General features: G+C 70.8%; 10 protein-coding genes. 8 read left to right on the forward strand and 2 right to left on the reverse strand.

Going from position 1 to position 13,486, the window contains the following annotated elements; all coding sequences use genetic code 11:
• Window positions 1–35 precede the first annotated feature (35 nt).
• Window positions 36–2,006, forward strand: a complete 1,971-nt coding sequence (locus tag CCZ36_RS27290) for an ATP-dependent DNA helicase (RefSeq protein WP_128818769.1) — start codon at window positions 36–38, stop codon at window positions 2,004–2,006.
• 135 nt (window positions 2,007–2,141) lie between these two features.
• Here the strand turns inward: CCZ36_RS27290 and lexA are convergent, their stop codons facing one another.
• A complete protein-coding gene (gene lexA / locus CCZ36_RS27295) occupies window positions 2,142–2,939 on the reverse strand; it encodes a transcriptional repressor LexA (protein ID WP_069738661.1) in 798 nt (265 codons plus the stop codon).
• Between the two features lie 534 nt (window positions 2,940–3,473).
• On the opposite strand from lexA, the gene nrdR reads away from it, so the two are divergent.
• Both nrdR and CCZ36_RS27305 read left to right on the forward strand, forming a co-directional pair.
• On the forward strand, window positions 3,474–3,986 hold the full coding sequence (nrdR, locus tag CCZ36_RS27300) for a transcriptional regulator NrdR (protein WP_069738660.1): 513 nt from the start codon (window positions 3,474–3,476) through the stop codon (window positions 3,984–3,986).
• A 165-nt stretch (window positions 3,987–4,151) separates the two neighbouring features.
• Entirely contained in the window at window positions 4,152–7,049 is a 2,898-nt protein-coding gene (locus CCZ36_RS27305; protein WP_128818770.1) for a vitamin B12-dependent ribonucleotide reductase, read from the forward strand.
• Between the two features lie 136 nt (window positions 7,050–7,185).
• Here CCZ36_RS27305 and CCZ36_RS27310 read toward each other — a convergent pair whose 3' ends face one another.
• Window positions 7,186–7,722, reverse strand: coding sequence for a TerD family protein (locus tag CCZ36_RS27310; RefSeq protein WP_069738658.1), 537 nt, complete (start codon window positions 7,720–7,722; stop codon window positions 7,186–7,188).
• A 485-nt stretch (window positions 7,723–8,207) separates the two neighbouring features.
• Between CCZ36_RS27310 and CCZ36_RS27315 the strand changes: the two genes are divergently transcribed.
• The 5 genes from CCZ36_RS27315 to CCZ36_RS27335 all read left to right on the forward strand — a co-directional run bounded on the left by CCZ36_RS27315 (window position 8,208) and on the right by CCZ36_RS27335 (window position 13,452).
• Complete coding sequence (locus CCZ36_RS27315) at window positions 8,208–8,813, forward strand: YdbC family protein (protein ID WP_069738656.1); 606 nt, start codon at window positions 8,208–8,210, stop codon at window positions 8,811–8,813.
• A gap of 208 nt (window positions 8,814–9,021) precedes the next feature.
• The gene (locus CCZ36_RS27320; protein WP_069738655.1) at window positions 9,022–9,681 is read left to right on the forward strand and encodes a histidine phosphatase family protein; all 660 of its coding nucleotides are present in this window, start codon (window positions 9,022–9,024) and stop codon (window positions 9,679–9,681) included.
• A gap of 12 nt (window positions 9,682–9,693) precedes the next feature.
• A complete protein-coding gene (locus CCZ36_RS27325) occupies window positions 9,694–10,602 on the forward strand; it encodes an ADP-ribosylglycohydrolase family protein (RefSeq protein ID WP_069738654.1) in 909 nt (302 codons plus the stop codon).
• A 196-nt stretch (window positions 10,603–10,798) separates the two neighbouring features.
• On the forward strand, window positions 10,799–12,556 hold the full coding sequence (locus CCZ36_RS27330; protein ID WP_069738653.1) for a DUF4153 domain-containing protein: 1,758 nt from the start codon (window positions 10,799–10,801) through the stop codon (window positions 12,554–12,556).
• Window positions 12,557–12,741: 185 nt separating this feature from the next.
• Window positions 12,742–13,452 carry a ribonuclease HII gene (locus CCZ36_RS27335; protein ID WP_128818771.1) on the forward strand — a complete coding sequence of 237 codons (711 nt, stop codon included), beginning with the start codon at window positions 12,742–12,744 and terminating at the stop codon, window positions 13,450–13,452.
• The last annotated feature ends 34 nt before the right edge of the window (window positions 13,453–13,486 follow it).

Genomic DNA, 13,486 nt, shown 5'->3' on the forward strand with positions numbered 1-13,486 from the left:
CCGTTGTCGGTGGTGCGCCGTAGGCTGGTCGGGCTATGACGAAGCCATCCCTCTCCGAGCTCCTGCACGCCGCCGTCACCGCCGTCGGCGGTACGGAACGGCCCGGCCAGGTCACCATGGCCGAGGCCGTCGCCGAGGCCGTCGACGACCAATCCCACCTGCTCGTCCAGGCCGGCACCGGTACGGGCAAGTCGCTCGGCTATCTGGTGCCGGCCCTGGCGCACGGGGAGCGGGTCGTCGTGGCCACGGCCACCCTCGCCCTCCAGCGCCAGCTCGTGGAGCGCGACCTTCCGCGTACGGTCGAGTCCCTGCATCCGCTGCTGCGTCGGCGCCCGCAGTTCGCCATGCTCAAGGGCCGGTCGAACTACCTCTGCCTCCACCGGCTGCACGAAGGGGTACCGCAGGACGAGGAGGAGGGGCTCTTCGACCAGTTCGAGGCGGCGGCCCCGTCCAGCAAGCTGGGGCAGGACCTGCTGCGGCTGCGGGACTGGTCGGACGAGACGGAGACGGGCGACCGCGACGACCTCACGCCCGGTGTCTCGGACCGGGCCTGGGGCCAGGTCTCGGTCTCCTCGCGGGAGTGTCTCGGCGCCACGAAGTGCGCGTACGGCGCGGAGTGCTTCGCCGAGGCCGCCCGCGAGCGGGCCAAGCTCGCGGATGTCGTCGTCACCAACCACGCTCTGCTCGCGATCGATGCCATCGAGGGCGCACCGGTGCTGCCGTCCCACGAGGTGCTGATCGTGGACGAGGCCCATGAGCTGGTCTCCCGGGTCACCGGCGTCGCCACCGGCGAGCTGACCCCCGCCCAGGTCAACCGCGCGGTCCGGCGTGCGGCGAAGCTGGTCAACGAGAAGGCGGCCGACGCCCTCCAGACCGCGGCGGAGGGGTTCGAGCGGGTCATGGAGCTGGCGCTGCCCGGACGGCTCGAAGAGGTGCCCGAAGACCTCGGATACGCGTTGATGGCGCTGCGCGACGCGGCGCGCACGGTGATCTCCGCGATCGGCGCCACCCGGGACAAGTCGGTCGAGGACGAGAACGCCGTACGCAAGCAGGCACTGGCATCGGTGGAGTCGATCCACGGTGTCGCCGAGCGCATCACCCAGGGCTCGGAGTACGACGTCGTCTGGTACGAGCAGCACGACCGGTTCGGCGCCTCCGTCCGGGTCGCCCCGCTCTCCGTGTCGGGGCTGCTGCGCGAGAAGCTGTTCGCCGAGCGGTCCGTGGTGCTGACCTCGGCCACCCTCAAGCTCGGCGGCGACTTCAACGGCGTGGGCGCGTCCCTCGGGCTGGCCCCCGAGGGCACGGCGGGCGAGGACCTTCCGCAGTGGAAGGGGCTGGACGTCGGCTCCCCGTTCGACTACCCGAAGCAGGGCATCCTCTATGTCGCCCGGCATCTGAACACCCCGGGGCGCGAGGGATCGCGTACGGACATGCTGGACGAGCTCGCCGAGCTGGTGGAGGCGGCCGGCGGTCGCACGCTGGGGTTGTTCTCCTCCATGCGGGGAGCCAAGGCGGCGGCCGAGGAGCTGCGGGGACGCCTGGACAAGCCGATCCTGCTCCAGGGCGAGGAGACGCTCGGCGAGCTGATCAAGAACTTCGCGGCCGACCCGGAGACCTGCCTCTTCGGCACCCTGTCACTCTGGCAGGGCGTCGATGTCCCGGGGCCGAGCTGCCAGCTGGTGGTCATGGACCGGATTCCGTTCCCCCGGCCCGATGATCCGCTCATGAGCGCCCGGCAGAAGGCGGTCGAGGAGGCGGGTGGCAACGGGTTCATGGCCGTGGCGGCGACGCACGCCGCTCTGCTGATGGCCCAGGGCGCGGGCCGGCTGGTCCGGGCGACGGGCGACAAGGGCGTCGTCGCCGTGCTGGACCCGAGGCTCGCCAACGCGCGGTACGGAAGCTATCTGCGTGCCTCGCTGCCGGACTTCTGGTACACCACCGACCGGAACCAGGCGCGCCGCTCGCTGGCCGCCATCGACGCCAAGGCCAAGGCGGACGGGGCGTAGCAGGGCTCTTCCGCCGGCTGCGCGGTCTGTCGGTTGTGCGGTTCCGGGGCACGGCAAAGCCCCGGGACCGACGCCATGATCGACGTCCTAGGGAATCCCGGGGCCAACGAGCTCTCGACCGACGCTGCCGTCTCCTCAGACCCGGCGCAGCACCGCCACCACCTTGCCCAGGATGGTCGCCTCGTCGCCGGGGATCGGCTGGTACGCGGCGTTGTGAGGCAGCAGCCATACATGACCGTCCTCCCGGCGGAAGCGCTTGACCGTGGCCTCGCCGTCGAGCATGGCGGCGACGATGTCCCCGTTCTCCGCGACGGGCTGGCGGCGGACGGTGACCCAGTCGCCGTCACAGATCGCGGCCTCGATCATCGAGTCGCCGACGACCTTCAGGACGAACAGCTCACCGTCGCCGACGAGCTGGCGGGGGAGGGGGAAGACGTCCTCGACGGACTCCTCGGCGAGGATCGGACCACCGGCGGCGATCCGGCCCACCAGCGGCACATAGGACGCGGCGGGCTTGCCCGTCGTGTCGGTCGGCTGGGTGCTGGGCTGGTCCGACCCGCGCACCTCGTACGCGCGGGGGCGGTGCGGGTCCCGGCGGAGGAACCCCTTGCGCTCCAGGGCCATCAGCTGGTGGGCGACGGACGAGGTGCTGGAGAGGCCCACCGCCTGACCGATCTCCCGCATGGAGGGCGGGTATCCCCGTCGCTGCACGGAGTCGCGGATGACCTCGATGACCCGCCGCTGCCGGTCCGTGAGCCCCGAGCTGTCCGCCCGGATGCCGGGGGGCCTTCCGGGCATGGAACGTCCGGGACGCGCGGGCTCGGGCCCGTCCGTGGTCGTGACTGAGTCATTCATGGCATGCACCGGCTCAAATCGGCTCTGGGAGCGGTGGTCCCGGGCGGTGATGGTGGCGCTGTCTGCGGTGGTGGTCACGTCGGCCCCTCTCGAATGTTCTCCCTAGCTGGACAACGGTAGTAGCTTTCGAAAGGTTGCGCCAAACACACGTTCGAGTGAAAAACGAATAAAGGGGTGCGGTGTTGCTGCCGACAGGTGTATGGGCGTCGTGGTGAAGGTCGTTCGGCCTCCGCGGCGGGCCTGTCGCGGGCCCCGGCCCAAGTCTGTCATCCGGACCTGTGTGCGGAGTCTTTCATCCGGCCCGGACGTCGAAGCCCCGGCGGCTCGGCGGCCCCGCGTTTCCCGTACCCTCTTCTCTGGTCCACGCTCCCCGGGCGGCCTCGCGGCGGCCTCACGGCGGCGTTCCGGTGGGGTCCGGTGCGCGACACGCGATGGGGCCCAAAACGCGAACCAACCCTAGATCTAGTGGTTGGATTGCCTCAGTCGCCCAGAGGTTGTGGTCTCGGTTCAACCGTGCCGTGGTCATCGCCTATGCTGGGGACTGCTTCCAGGGGCCCGGACAAGGCCCTGAAGAGGCTATTCAGTCGTGCGTGTTAAGGAGGGTTGGGAGCCATGCACTGCCCCTTCTGCCGGCACCCCGACAGCAGAGTCGTCGACAGTCGCACCACCGACGACGGGACGTCGATCCGTCGCCGCCGCCAGTGCCCCGACTGCTCCCGCCGCTTCACCACGGTGGAGACCTGTTCGCTGATGGTGGTCAAGCGCAGCGGCGTGACTGAACCCTTCAGCCGCACCAAGGTCATCTCCGGCGTCCGCAAGGCATGCCAGGGACGGCCCGTCACCGAGGACGCCCTCGCCAAACTCGGCCAGCGGGTCGAGGAGGCGGTGCGCGCCACCGGCAGCGCCGAACTGACCACCCACGACGTGGGACTGGCCATCCTCGGCCCCCTGCAGGAACTCGACCTCGTCGCGTACCTGCGCTTCGCGTCCGTGTACCGGGCGTTCGATTCCCTGGAAGACTTCGAGGCCGCCATCGTGGAACTGCGTGCGCAGCGGCCTTCCGCGGAGGACTGCGGGAACGGCGAGACCCCCGAGGTCCCCGCCCCCGCCATTGCCGCCGACTGAGCGGTACGCGCCCGTCACGGTCCGGAGTCACCTCCGCCGACCGGTGGCCGGGCGAATCAAGACCTGTTCCCGTGGCCGAGTGCGGCCCACGGGGCAACGGACACACATTGTGCCTGGGAAGATCTGGGCACTTCAGGGCGTTTTCGCCCACATATGGGAGGCGGCATGACAGAGACGGCGAGCGGCCCGGCACGAGGTTCCCGCACCAAGGGCGCCAAGGCGAGCAAGGGTCTGCGTATCGAGCGCATCCACACCAGCCCCGGCGTGCACCCGTACGACGAGGTGGAGTGGGAGCGCCGTGACGTCGTCATGACCAATTGGCGCGACGGCTCGATCAACTTCGAGCAGCGTGGCGTCGAGTTCCCCGACTTCTGGTCGGTGAACGCGGTCAACATCGTCACCAGCAAGTACTTCCGCGGTGCCGTCGGCACTCCGCAGCGCGAGACCGGCCTCAAGCAGCTGATCGACCGGATCGTGAAGACGTACCGGAAGGCCGGCGAGGACAACAACTACTTCGCCTCTCCCGCGGACGCCGAGATCTTCGAGCACGAGCTGGCCTACGCCCTCCTGCACCAGATCTTCAGCTTCAACTCCCCGGTCTGGTTCAACGTCGGCACGCCCCAGCCCCAGCAGGTCTCCGCCTGCTTCATCCTGGCCGTCGACGACTCCATGGAGTCGATCCTCGACTGGTACAAGGAAGAGGGCATGATCTTCAAGGGCGGCTCCGGCGCCGGCCTGAACCTCTCCCGTATCCGCTCCTCCAAGGAGCTCCTCTCCTCCGGCGGCAACGCCTCCGGACCGGTCTCGTTCATGCGTGGCGCCGACGCCTCCGCCGGAACGATCAAGTCCGGCGGTGCGACCCGCCGCGCGGCCAAGATGGTCATCCTCGACGTCGACCACCCCGACATCGAGAACTTCATCGAGACCAAGGTCAAGGAAGAGGAGAAGATCCGCGCGCTGCGCGACGCGGGCTTCGACATGGACCTGGGCGGCGACGACATCACGTCCGTCCAGTACCAGAACGCCAACAACTCGGTCCGGGTGAACGACGAGTTCATGAAGGCCGTCGAGTCCGGCGGCAAGTTCGGGCTGCGCGCCCGGATGACCGGCGACGTCATCGAAGAGGTCGAGGCCAAGTCCCTCTTCCGCAAGATGGCCGAGGCCGCCTGGGCCTGCGCCGACCCGGGCATCCAGTACGACGACACCATCAACGCCTGGCACACCTGCCCGGAGTCCGGCCGGATCAACGGCTCGAACCCGTGCAGCGAGTACATGCACCTGGACAACACCTCGTGCAACCTCGCCTCGCTGAACCTGATGAAGTTCCTCAAGGACGACGGCCTGGGCAACCAGTCCTTCGAGTCCGAGCGCTTCGCCAAGGTCGTCGAGCTGGTCATCACCGCGATGGACATCTCGATCTGCTTCGCGGACTTCCCCACGCAGAAGATCGGCGAGAACACCCGTGCCTACCGTCAGCTGGGCATCGGTTACGCCAACCTCGGCGCCCTCCTGATGGCGACCGGTCACGCGTACGACAGCGACGGCGGCCGCGCGCTCGCCGGCGCCATCACCTCGCTGATGACCGGCACCTCGTACAGGCGCTCCGCCGAACTGGCCGCGGTCGTCGGCCCGTACGACGGCTACGCCCGCAACGCCGAGCCGCACCAGCGCGTCATGAAGCAGCACGCCGACGCCAACGCCAAGGCCGTCCACATCGACGACCTCGACTCCCCGGTCTGGGCCGCCGCCACGGAGGCCTGGCAGGACGTGATCCGGCTCGGCGCCAAGAACGGCTTCCGCAACGCGCAGGCCTCGGTCATCGCGCCCACCGGCACCATCGGTCTCGCGATGTCCTGCGACACCACCGGCCTGGAGCCCGACCTCGCCCTGGTCAAGTTCAAGAAGCTGGTCGGCGGCGGCTCGATGCAGATCGTCAACGGCACGGTGCCGCAGGCGCTGCGCCGCCTCGGCTACCAGCCCGAGCAGATCGAGGCGATCGTCGCCCACATCGCCGACCACGGCAACGTGGTCGACGCCCCCGGCCTCAAGACCGAGCACTACGAGGTCTTCGACTGCGCGATGGGCGAGCGTTCCATCTCCGCGATGGGCCACGTCCGGATGATGGCGGCCATCCAGCCGTGGATCTCCGGCGCGCTCTCCAAGACGGTGAACCTCCCCGAGACCGCCACCGTCGAGGACGTCGAAGAGGTCTACTTCGAGGCGTGGAAGATGGGCGTCAAGGCGCTCGCGATCTACCGCGACAACTGCAAGGTCGGCCAGCCTCTCTCCGCGAAGACCAAGGAGAAGGAGAAGGAAGAGGTCACTGCGAAGGCCGAGGAGACCATCCGCGAGGCGGTCGAGAAGGTCGTCGAGTACCGCCCGGTCCGCAAGCGTCTCCCCAAGGGCCGCCCCGGCATCACCACCTCCTTCACGGTGGGCGGCGCCGAGGGCTACATGACCGCCAACTCCTACCCGGACGACGGTCTCGGCGAGGTCTTCCTGAAGATGTCCAAGCAGGGCTCGACCCTCGCTGGCATGATGGACGCCTTCTCCATCGCCGTCTCGGTCGGCCTGCAGTACGGCGTCCCGCTGGAGACGTACGTCTCGAAGTTCACCAACATGCGCTTCGAGCCGGCCGGCATGACGGACGACCCGGACGTGCGGATGGCGCAGTCGATCGTCGACTACATCTTCCGCCGCCTGGCGCTGGACTTCCTGCCCTTCGAGACCCGCTCGGCCCTCGGCATCCACTCCGCCGAGGAGCGCCAGCGCCACCTGGACACCGGCAGCTACGAGCCGTCGTTCGAGGCGGACGGCGTGGACGCGGACAGCCTGGCCCAGTCCGCCCCGGTCCACGCCGAGCCCCTGAAGGCGGTCCCGGCCCCCGGGGAGTCCGCCGTGAAGGCGGCGCCGAAGACCGCGCACACCTCGGCCGAGCTGGTCGAGATGCAGCTCGGCATCAGCGCCGACGCCCCGCTCTGCTTCTCCTGCGGGACGAAGATGCAGCGCGCCGGCTCCTGCTACATCTGCGAGGGCTGCGGCTCGACGAGCGGTTGCAGCTGACCGGACGCGGCTGACCGGACGCGGAAGCGTGTGCGGAACCGCGTAGGGCTCAGCTGACCCGCTGCTCACGAAGGGGACCGGCCATCGGCCGGTCCCCTTCGGCGTGCCGCCCCGGGTTGTCCGGAACTGACCGCTGTCAGCCCTCGGCGGCCCGGCTTCCCATCGCCGCCGCGAACGAGTCAGCGTCGCCGTCGTAACCGCGTACGGCCGACCGGAAGCCCCAGGAGCCAGAGCCGTCCCGGGTGAACTCCCCGACGACCGCAGCGGTCGCCCAGGCCACGTCGGAGAAGTCGTTCGCCGCCAGCTTCGTGTAGCCCTCGGCGATCTCCATCGCCGTGCTCCCTATGGCGCCGAAGGTCTTGTGACCGTCGCGCTGCTGGATGGCGACGCCGACCACCACGCGCCCGTACCGCTCGGCCAGCCGGTTCAGCTCGATGGTCATGACCTCGTCGAAGCCGAAGCCCTGGCCGGTCCGGCTGTCCCGGTTCAGGGTGATGGTGCCGTCCGGGGAGCGGCTGTCGAAGTGGACCAGGTAGGCGGGGGCGCCGTACGGATCGTCGGCCGGATACGTCGCCGCGATGATGTCGAGGTCGTTGGCCGGTGCCCCGTGCGGGCTGGGGTCCCATTTGACCCGCACTTCGACCTTCTCGATGTCCTTGTTCGGAGTGCTCAAGAAACTCCCCTCCCCGCCGACGGCCCACGGGCCGTTCTCATCACCCGATACACGACTGACCCGATCATGTACGGAACCGGCCGCCGAACCAACTGCCCCGGGGTCGGACGGCGGATTCGGGCCATTCGACGGCCCGCCGGCCTCCCCCGGATACGCGCCCGCGCGCTCCAGTGCCGCGGTGTTCTCCAGGACCGGGCCGTGGCTGACCCCGTGGTAGGCGTCGACCTCGAACCCGATGGACACGACGAGACGTTCGGGCCCCTGGATCCCGGCGAGCGCGGCGACGCCGGTGAGGTCCTCCCCAGGGGTGCCGAGTCCCGATTCGTCCCCGCGCAGCGAGGATGCGCCGGGCGGAGGCGAGCCGGTCGAACAGGGGGTGGGCGCGCAGGGTCGTCATGGCTCTCATGGTGGGAGCGGAACGACCGGTTCGGGTGCACTCCCCGGGACCGTGACGCGTGCCACGTTCCGCGCCGTACGATGGCGCGGTGCTGGTGAAGTGGATTCGCTGTTCCGTGGTGGACCGTCATGGTTTCGAGCGGGGGCAGCGGAAGTGGGCGGGGCTGGTCGGTGAGCCGGGGTTCCGGGGACAGAGCGGCGGGTGGAGCCGGACGCGCCCCGAAGTCGCCCACGTCTTCGCGTTCTGGGAGAACCGCGTCTTCTACGACTCCTTCATGGCCCGCGGGCACGACCGGCTGGCGGCCGGGCAGTCGGGCATGTTCCGGGACATGCAGGTCACGCTCTTCGAGCGCCGCTTCGACGTGAAGACGGGCTTCGAGCCCCACTTCGCCGAGGCGGACGTCGCCAGGGTCGCGCACAGCCGGGTGCACGAGGACCGCGCCGAGCACTTCGTGCTGATGCAGCAGCAGGTCTGGAACCCCGCCATGGCCGGATCGCCCGGCATGCTGCGCGGCGTGTTCGGTGAGGCGCCCGGCAACGAGTTCCTCGCGCTGTCCCTGTGGAAGTCGAGCGCCGAGCGCGGCAAGTACCGCGCGGCCGGGGCCGAGCGGCTGGCGGCCCGCGCGCAGACCGAGACGGACGTGATCGAGCTGACGGGCGACGTCGTGGAGCTGGAACCGTCCTGGACGGTGTGACCGGCGGCTCCCCGCAGGACGGGGCGGCCCGGTGACTCCCTCCGGGCAGGGCGGCCCGCGCAGCCCTCTCCCACCGCCCCCGGCCGGTGGCGCGGGGCCGATCCGTTCCGATCCGTTCCGATCCGTTCCAAGGGGTGTCCTGCCGATCAGGCCGCACCGGGCCCCGCGAGTCCGGCATGATCGGCAGGACACCCCCTAGGCTCGGGGCATGGCACGACCGCAGCGCATTGTCCTCGTCCGGCACGGTGAGTCCGAGGGCAACGCCGACGACACGGTGTACGAGCGGGAGCCCGACCACGCGCTCCGGCTCACCGCCACCGGTCTGCGGCAGGCCCGGGAGACCGGGGAGGAGCTGCGCGAACGGTTCGGCGACGAGCGGGTGAGCGTCTACATCTCGCCCTACCGCCGCACCCACGAGACGTTCCGGGCCTTCGACCTCGATCCGGCACGCGTCCGGGTCCGCGAGGAGCCTCGGCTGCGCGAACAGGACTGGGGCAACTGGCAGGACCGGGACGACGTACGGCTGCAGAAGGCCTACCGGGACGCCTACGGGCACTTCTTCTACCGCTTCGCCCAGGGCGAGTCCGGCGCCGACGTCTACGACCGGGTCGGGGCCTTCCTGGAGAGCCTGCACCGGAGCTTCGAGGAGTCGGACCACCCGGAGAACGTCCTGCTGGTCACCCACGGACTGACGATGCGGCTGTTCTGCATGCGCTGGTTCCACTGGTCGGTCGCGGAGTTCGAGTCGCTGTCCAATCCGGGCAACGGCGAGACGCGGACGCTGCTGCTGGGCGAGAACGGCCGCTACACGCTCGACCGGCCCTTTCAGCGCTGGCGGACCCCTGAACCGTACGGCCGCACCGGTTAGAGTGGCTGTGCGATGACCGCTGATTCTGCTTCCGCGCGGCGCTTCGAACGCGCCCTGGCCAGCCTGCGTGGGCTGTCCGTGGGAGACGCCCTGGGCTCCCAGTTCTTCGTACCGGCCAACTACCCCCTGCTGAAACGGCGGGCCCTGCCGCCCGGGCCCTGGCAGTGGACCGACGACACCGAGATGGCCTGCTCGGTCCTCGCCGTGCTCGTCGGCCACGGCCGTATCGACCAGGACGCGCTCGCCCGCTCCTTCGCCGAACACCACGACTTCGACCGCGGCTACGGCCCCGCCGTCAACCGGCTCCTCAGGCTCGTGCGGGAGGGCGGCGACTGGCGGGAACTGTCCTCGGCGCTGTTCAAGGGCCAGGGATCCTGGGGCAACGGTTCGGCGATGCGCATCGCCCCGCTCGGCGCCTGGTACGCGGACGACCCGGAGCAGGCGACGCACCAGGCGGAGATCTCGTCCTACCCCACCCACCAGCACCGTGAGGCCGTCGTCGGGGCGATGGCCGTGGCCGCCGCAGCGTCGCTCGCCGCTGCTCCCGGCGGGCCGCCGAGCCCCGAGGACCTCCTCGACGGCGTCATCGCGCTCGTGCCCCGCAGCGCTGTCGGCGCGGGGCTGCGCCGGGCCCGCGACATGCTGGACTACCAGGACGCGGGGACGGTCGCCGCGGTCCTCGGCAACGGCCGCCGGACCAGCGCCCACGACACCGTGCCGTTCGCACTCTGGTCGGCCGCCAGGAGCCTCGGCAACTACGAGGAGGCGTTCTGGGTGACGGCCCAAGCGGGCGGCGACGTCGACACGACCTGCGCCATCGTCGGCGGTGTCGTCGCGTCGGGCGAGACCGGAGCGCCGCCCTCCGGCTGGCTGGCACAGACCGAGGAGCCACCGGCGTGGATGGTCCTGTCCCCGCGCTGACCCGTCCGCCCCTCTGCTGAGGACTCCTCTGTCACGGTCCTGCCACAGGATCACTCTCCGTGTCTGCGAACGCGGGTTCGGGACTACTCTTTCGGCCACGCCGCCCCTGGTTGATCTTGAGGGCGCGCTCCGAATGAGACACCGGGCCGGGCGTACGGCCGTGGGCCGCGCCCGGAACCGGTGGGGGAGGGGTCCCATGTCCGATCAGCCGTCCGAGGCGTCCAGACCGCCGGAGCGGTCGCCGGAAGCCGGCACACAACCGGAGCCGCGACCGGAACCGCAAGCATCGACGTCCACCACCACCGCCACGACCACCGAGGTCGCCGGAACCACCGCGCCCCCCGGCACACCGGCAGGCGCCGGCGCACCGGCGTCCGGGCCCGGCAACCCCTGGCAGTACGGTGCGGGGGCGCCCGGAGCCAAGAACAGCGCGGGCGACGGCGTGGCCGCCCGGCTCCGGCCACCCGCTCCGCCCCTGATCCGTCCCGCCGTGCTCTGGTCGGTCCTGGCCACCGCCGTTCTCAGCGCGCTCTTCCTGGGCGACGGGCTCGGGGTGAACCTGCTGATCGTGGCCGCGCCCGCCGCGCTGGCGGCGTTCTTCGCCGCACGGTCGGCGGGCCGCCGCCTGCGCCCCTGGACCGCGACCTGGGCGCTCGGTGGGCTCGCGCTGCTCGCCGTGCCCGCGCTCCGCGACGCGGGCTGGCCCACCTTCCTCGCCGTGGTCTCCGCCTTCGCGCTCGGCTCGCTGGCGCTGCACGGCAGCCGGAGCTGGCTGGGCGTACTGATCGGCTCGCTGGGCCTGTTCGACGCGGTCGTCCCCGGCATCATCTGGGGCGTCCGGGGGGTACGCGCCCGCGCCGACGGCTCCCGGGCGCGCTGGGGCACGGCCCTGCGCACCACGGCGGTGGCCGTCGTGCTGCTGGTGGTCTTCGGAACGCTCTTCGCGAGCGCGGACGCCGCCTTCGCCGATCTGCTGAGCGGCCTCATGCCCGACGTCTCGCTCGTCGAGGGGCCCTGGCGGATCTTCCTGTTCGCCCTCGGTCTGGCCGGCGCGCTCGCCGCCGCGTACACCGCGGCCGCCCCGGTGCGCTGGGACGGGATCACCGTGTCCCCCGGCAAACCGCGGGGACGGATCGAGTGGGCCCTCCCGCTGATCGTGCTCAACCTGCTCTTCGCCGCGTTCATCGCCCTCCAGCTCGTCGTCCTCCTCGGGGGCTACGAGAAGGTGCGGGCGGAGACCGGGCTCGACCACGCCGAGTACGCCCGCCAGGGCTTCTGGCAGCTGCTGTGGGCCACCCTGCTCACCCTCCTCGTCATCGCCCTCGCTCTGCGCTGGGCCCCGCGCGGCGGCAGCCGGGACCGGACACTGGTGCGCGCCGTCCTCGGCACCCTCTGCGTGCTCACTCTCGTCGTCGTCGCCTCGGCGCTGCGCCGCATGGACCTGTACGTCGACGAGTACGGCCTCACCAGGCTCCGGATATCCGTGGCCGCGATGGAACTCTGGCTCGGCGTGGTGCTGGTCCTGATCCTGGCGGCCGGGGTCTTCGGGGCCCGGTTCCTGCCCCGGGCCATCGCGGTGAGCGCGGCGGCCGGGGTCCTGGCCTTCGGACTGCTCTCGCCGGACGGACTGGTCGCCGAGCAGAACGTCCAGCGCTTCGAAGCCCGCGACTCCGCCGGCATCGACATCGACTACGTCAAGGACCTCTCCGCCGACGCCGTACCGGCCCTGGACCGACTGCCCGAACCGGAACGCTCCTGTGCGCTGCGGATCATCCAGCGCGAGGTCCTCCACGACGACGCCCCCTGGTACGCGACCAGCTGGGGAGAGGCGCGGGCGAAGGAGATCCTGGAGAAGCGCCCGGTGGTGGGCGACGGCCGGGACTGCTACCGCCTCGGCACGGACGGGGTCCGCGACGGCTACGAGCCCGATGACGACGGCTACGACCCGTACTGAGCAACGGCTTCGAGAGCGGCGCCGCCGCTCCGGACCGACTCGGCCTCTGAGCCCACGGGCCCTCTGAACCCCGCCGGGCTCGGAGGGCCCCGGACCCTTGAACCCGCCCCCGGTGGCTGATTCGCAGTACGCATGGTGCCCCGGGGTGTTGCCGCCGTGGCTCTCGGCGTACGCTGGCTGGCGCCATGCCGTACGAACCACCCACGCACACCGTCGAGCGCTCGATTCGCGCTACCACCGGTGCCAGAACCGTCGCCGGTGTCGATGAGGTCGGACGCGGCGCTTGGGCCGGACCCGTCACCGTGTGCGCGGCGATCACCGGTCTGCGCCGACCGCCCGAAGGTCTCACCGATTCCAAGCTGTTGACCCCGCGGCGGCGCGCCGAGCTCGAACCCGTGCTGCGGAGCTGGGTCACCGCCTATGCCCTGGGCGACGCCTCGCCGCAGGAGATCGACGACCTCGGGATGACCGCCGCTCTCCGGCTCGCCGCCGTGCGCGCCCTGGAAGGGCTGCCGGTCCGTCCCGACGCGGTGATACTCGACGGCAAGCATGACTACCTGGGCGTTCCCTGGAAGGTCCGCACCGTGATCAAGGGCGATCAGTCCTGTATCGCGGTCGCGGCGGCCTCGGTGATCGCCAAGGTGCACCGGGACCGGATGATGGCCGAGCTCGGCGCCGCGTCCGAGGACTGCGGCGACTTCGCCTTCGACGCCAACGCGGGATATCCCTCGCCCGTGCACCGGGCCGCGCTGGAGGAGCGGGGGCCCACGGTCCATCACCGCCTCTCCTGGTCGTACCTGGACGCGCTGCCCCGGTGGCAGCACCTGAAGAAGGTCCGTATTTCCGCCGAGGCGGCCGCACTCGAAAGCGGGGGCCAGCTCGGCTTCGAATTCTGATCGCGCGCACGCGCCCCTTTTCCCGGCGCCGACG

It is taken from the genome of Streptomyces sp. S063 (assembly GCF_002832675.1).
In the GTDB taxonomy this organism is placed as follows: domain Bacteria; phylum Actinomycetota; class Actinomycetes; order Streptomycetales; family Streptomycetaceae; genus Streptomyces; species Streptomyces sindenensis.

Excerpts from the sequence above, each read along its gene's own strand:
- CCZ36_RS27320 (WP_069738655.1), top strand. The coding sequence starts at position 9,022 with ATGGCACGACCGCAGCGCATTGTCCTCGTCCGGCACGGTGAGTCCGAG.
- CCZ36_RS27330 (WP_069738653.1), top strand. The coding sequence starts at position 10,799 with ATGTCCGATCAGCCGTCCGAGGCGTCCAGACCGCCGGAGCGGTCGCCG.
- CCZ36_RS27290 (WP_128818769.1), top strand. The coding sequence starts at position 36 with ATGACGAAGCCATCCCTCTCCGAGCTCCTGCACGCCGCCGTCACCGCC.
- CCZ36_RS27325 (WP_069738654.1), top strand. The coding sequence starts at position 9,694 with ATGACCGCTGATTCTGCTTCCGCGCGGCGCTTCGAACGCGCCCTGGCC.
- CCZ36_RS27335 (WP_128818771.1), top strand. The coding sequence starts at position 12,742 with ATGCCGTACGAACCACCCACGCACACCGTCGAGCGCTCGATTCGCGCT.
- nrdR (WP_069738660.1), top strand. The coding sequence starts at position 3,474 with ATGCACTGCCCCTTCTGCCGGCACCCCGACAGCAGAGTCGTCGACAGT.
- CCZ36_RS27305 (WP_128818770.1), top strand. The coding sequence starts at position 4,152 with ATGACAGAGACGGCGAGCGGCCCGGCACGAGGTTCCCGCACCAAGGGC.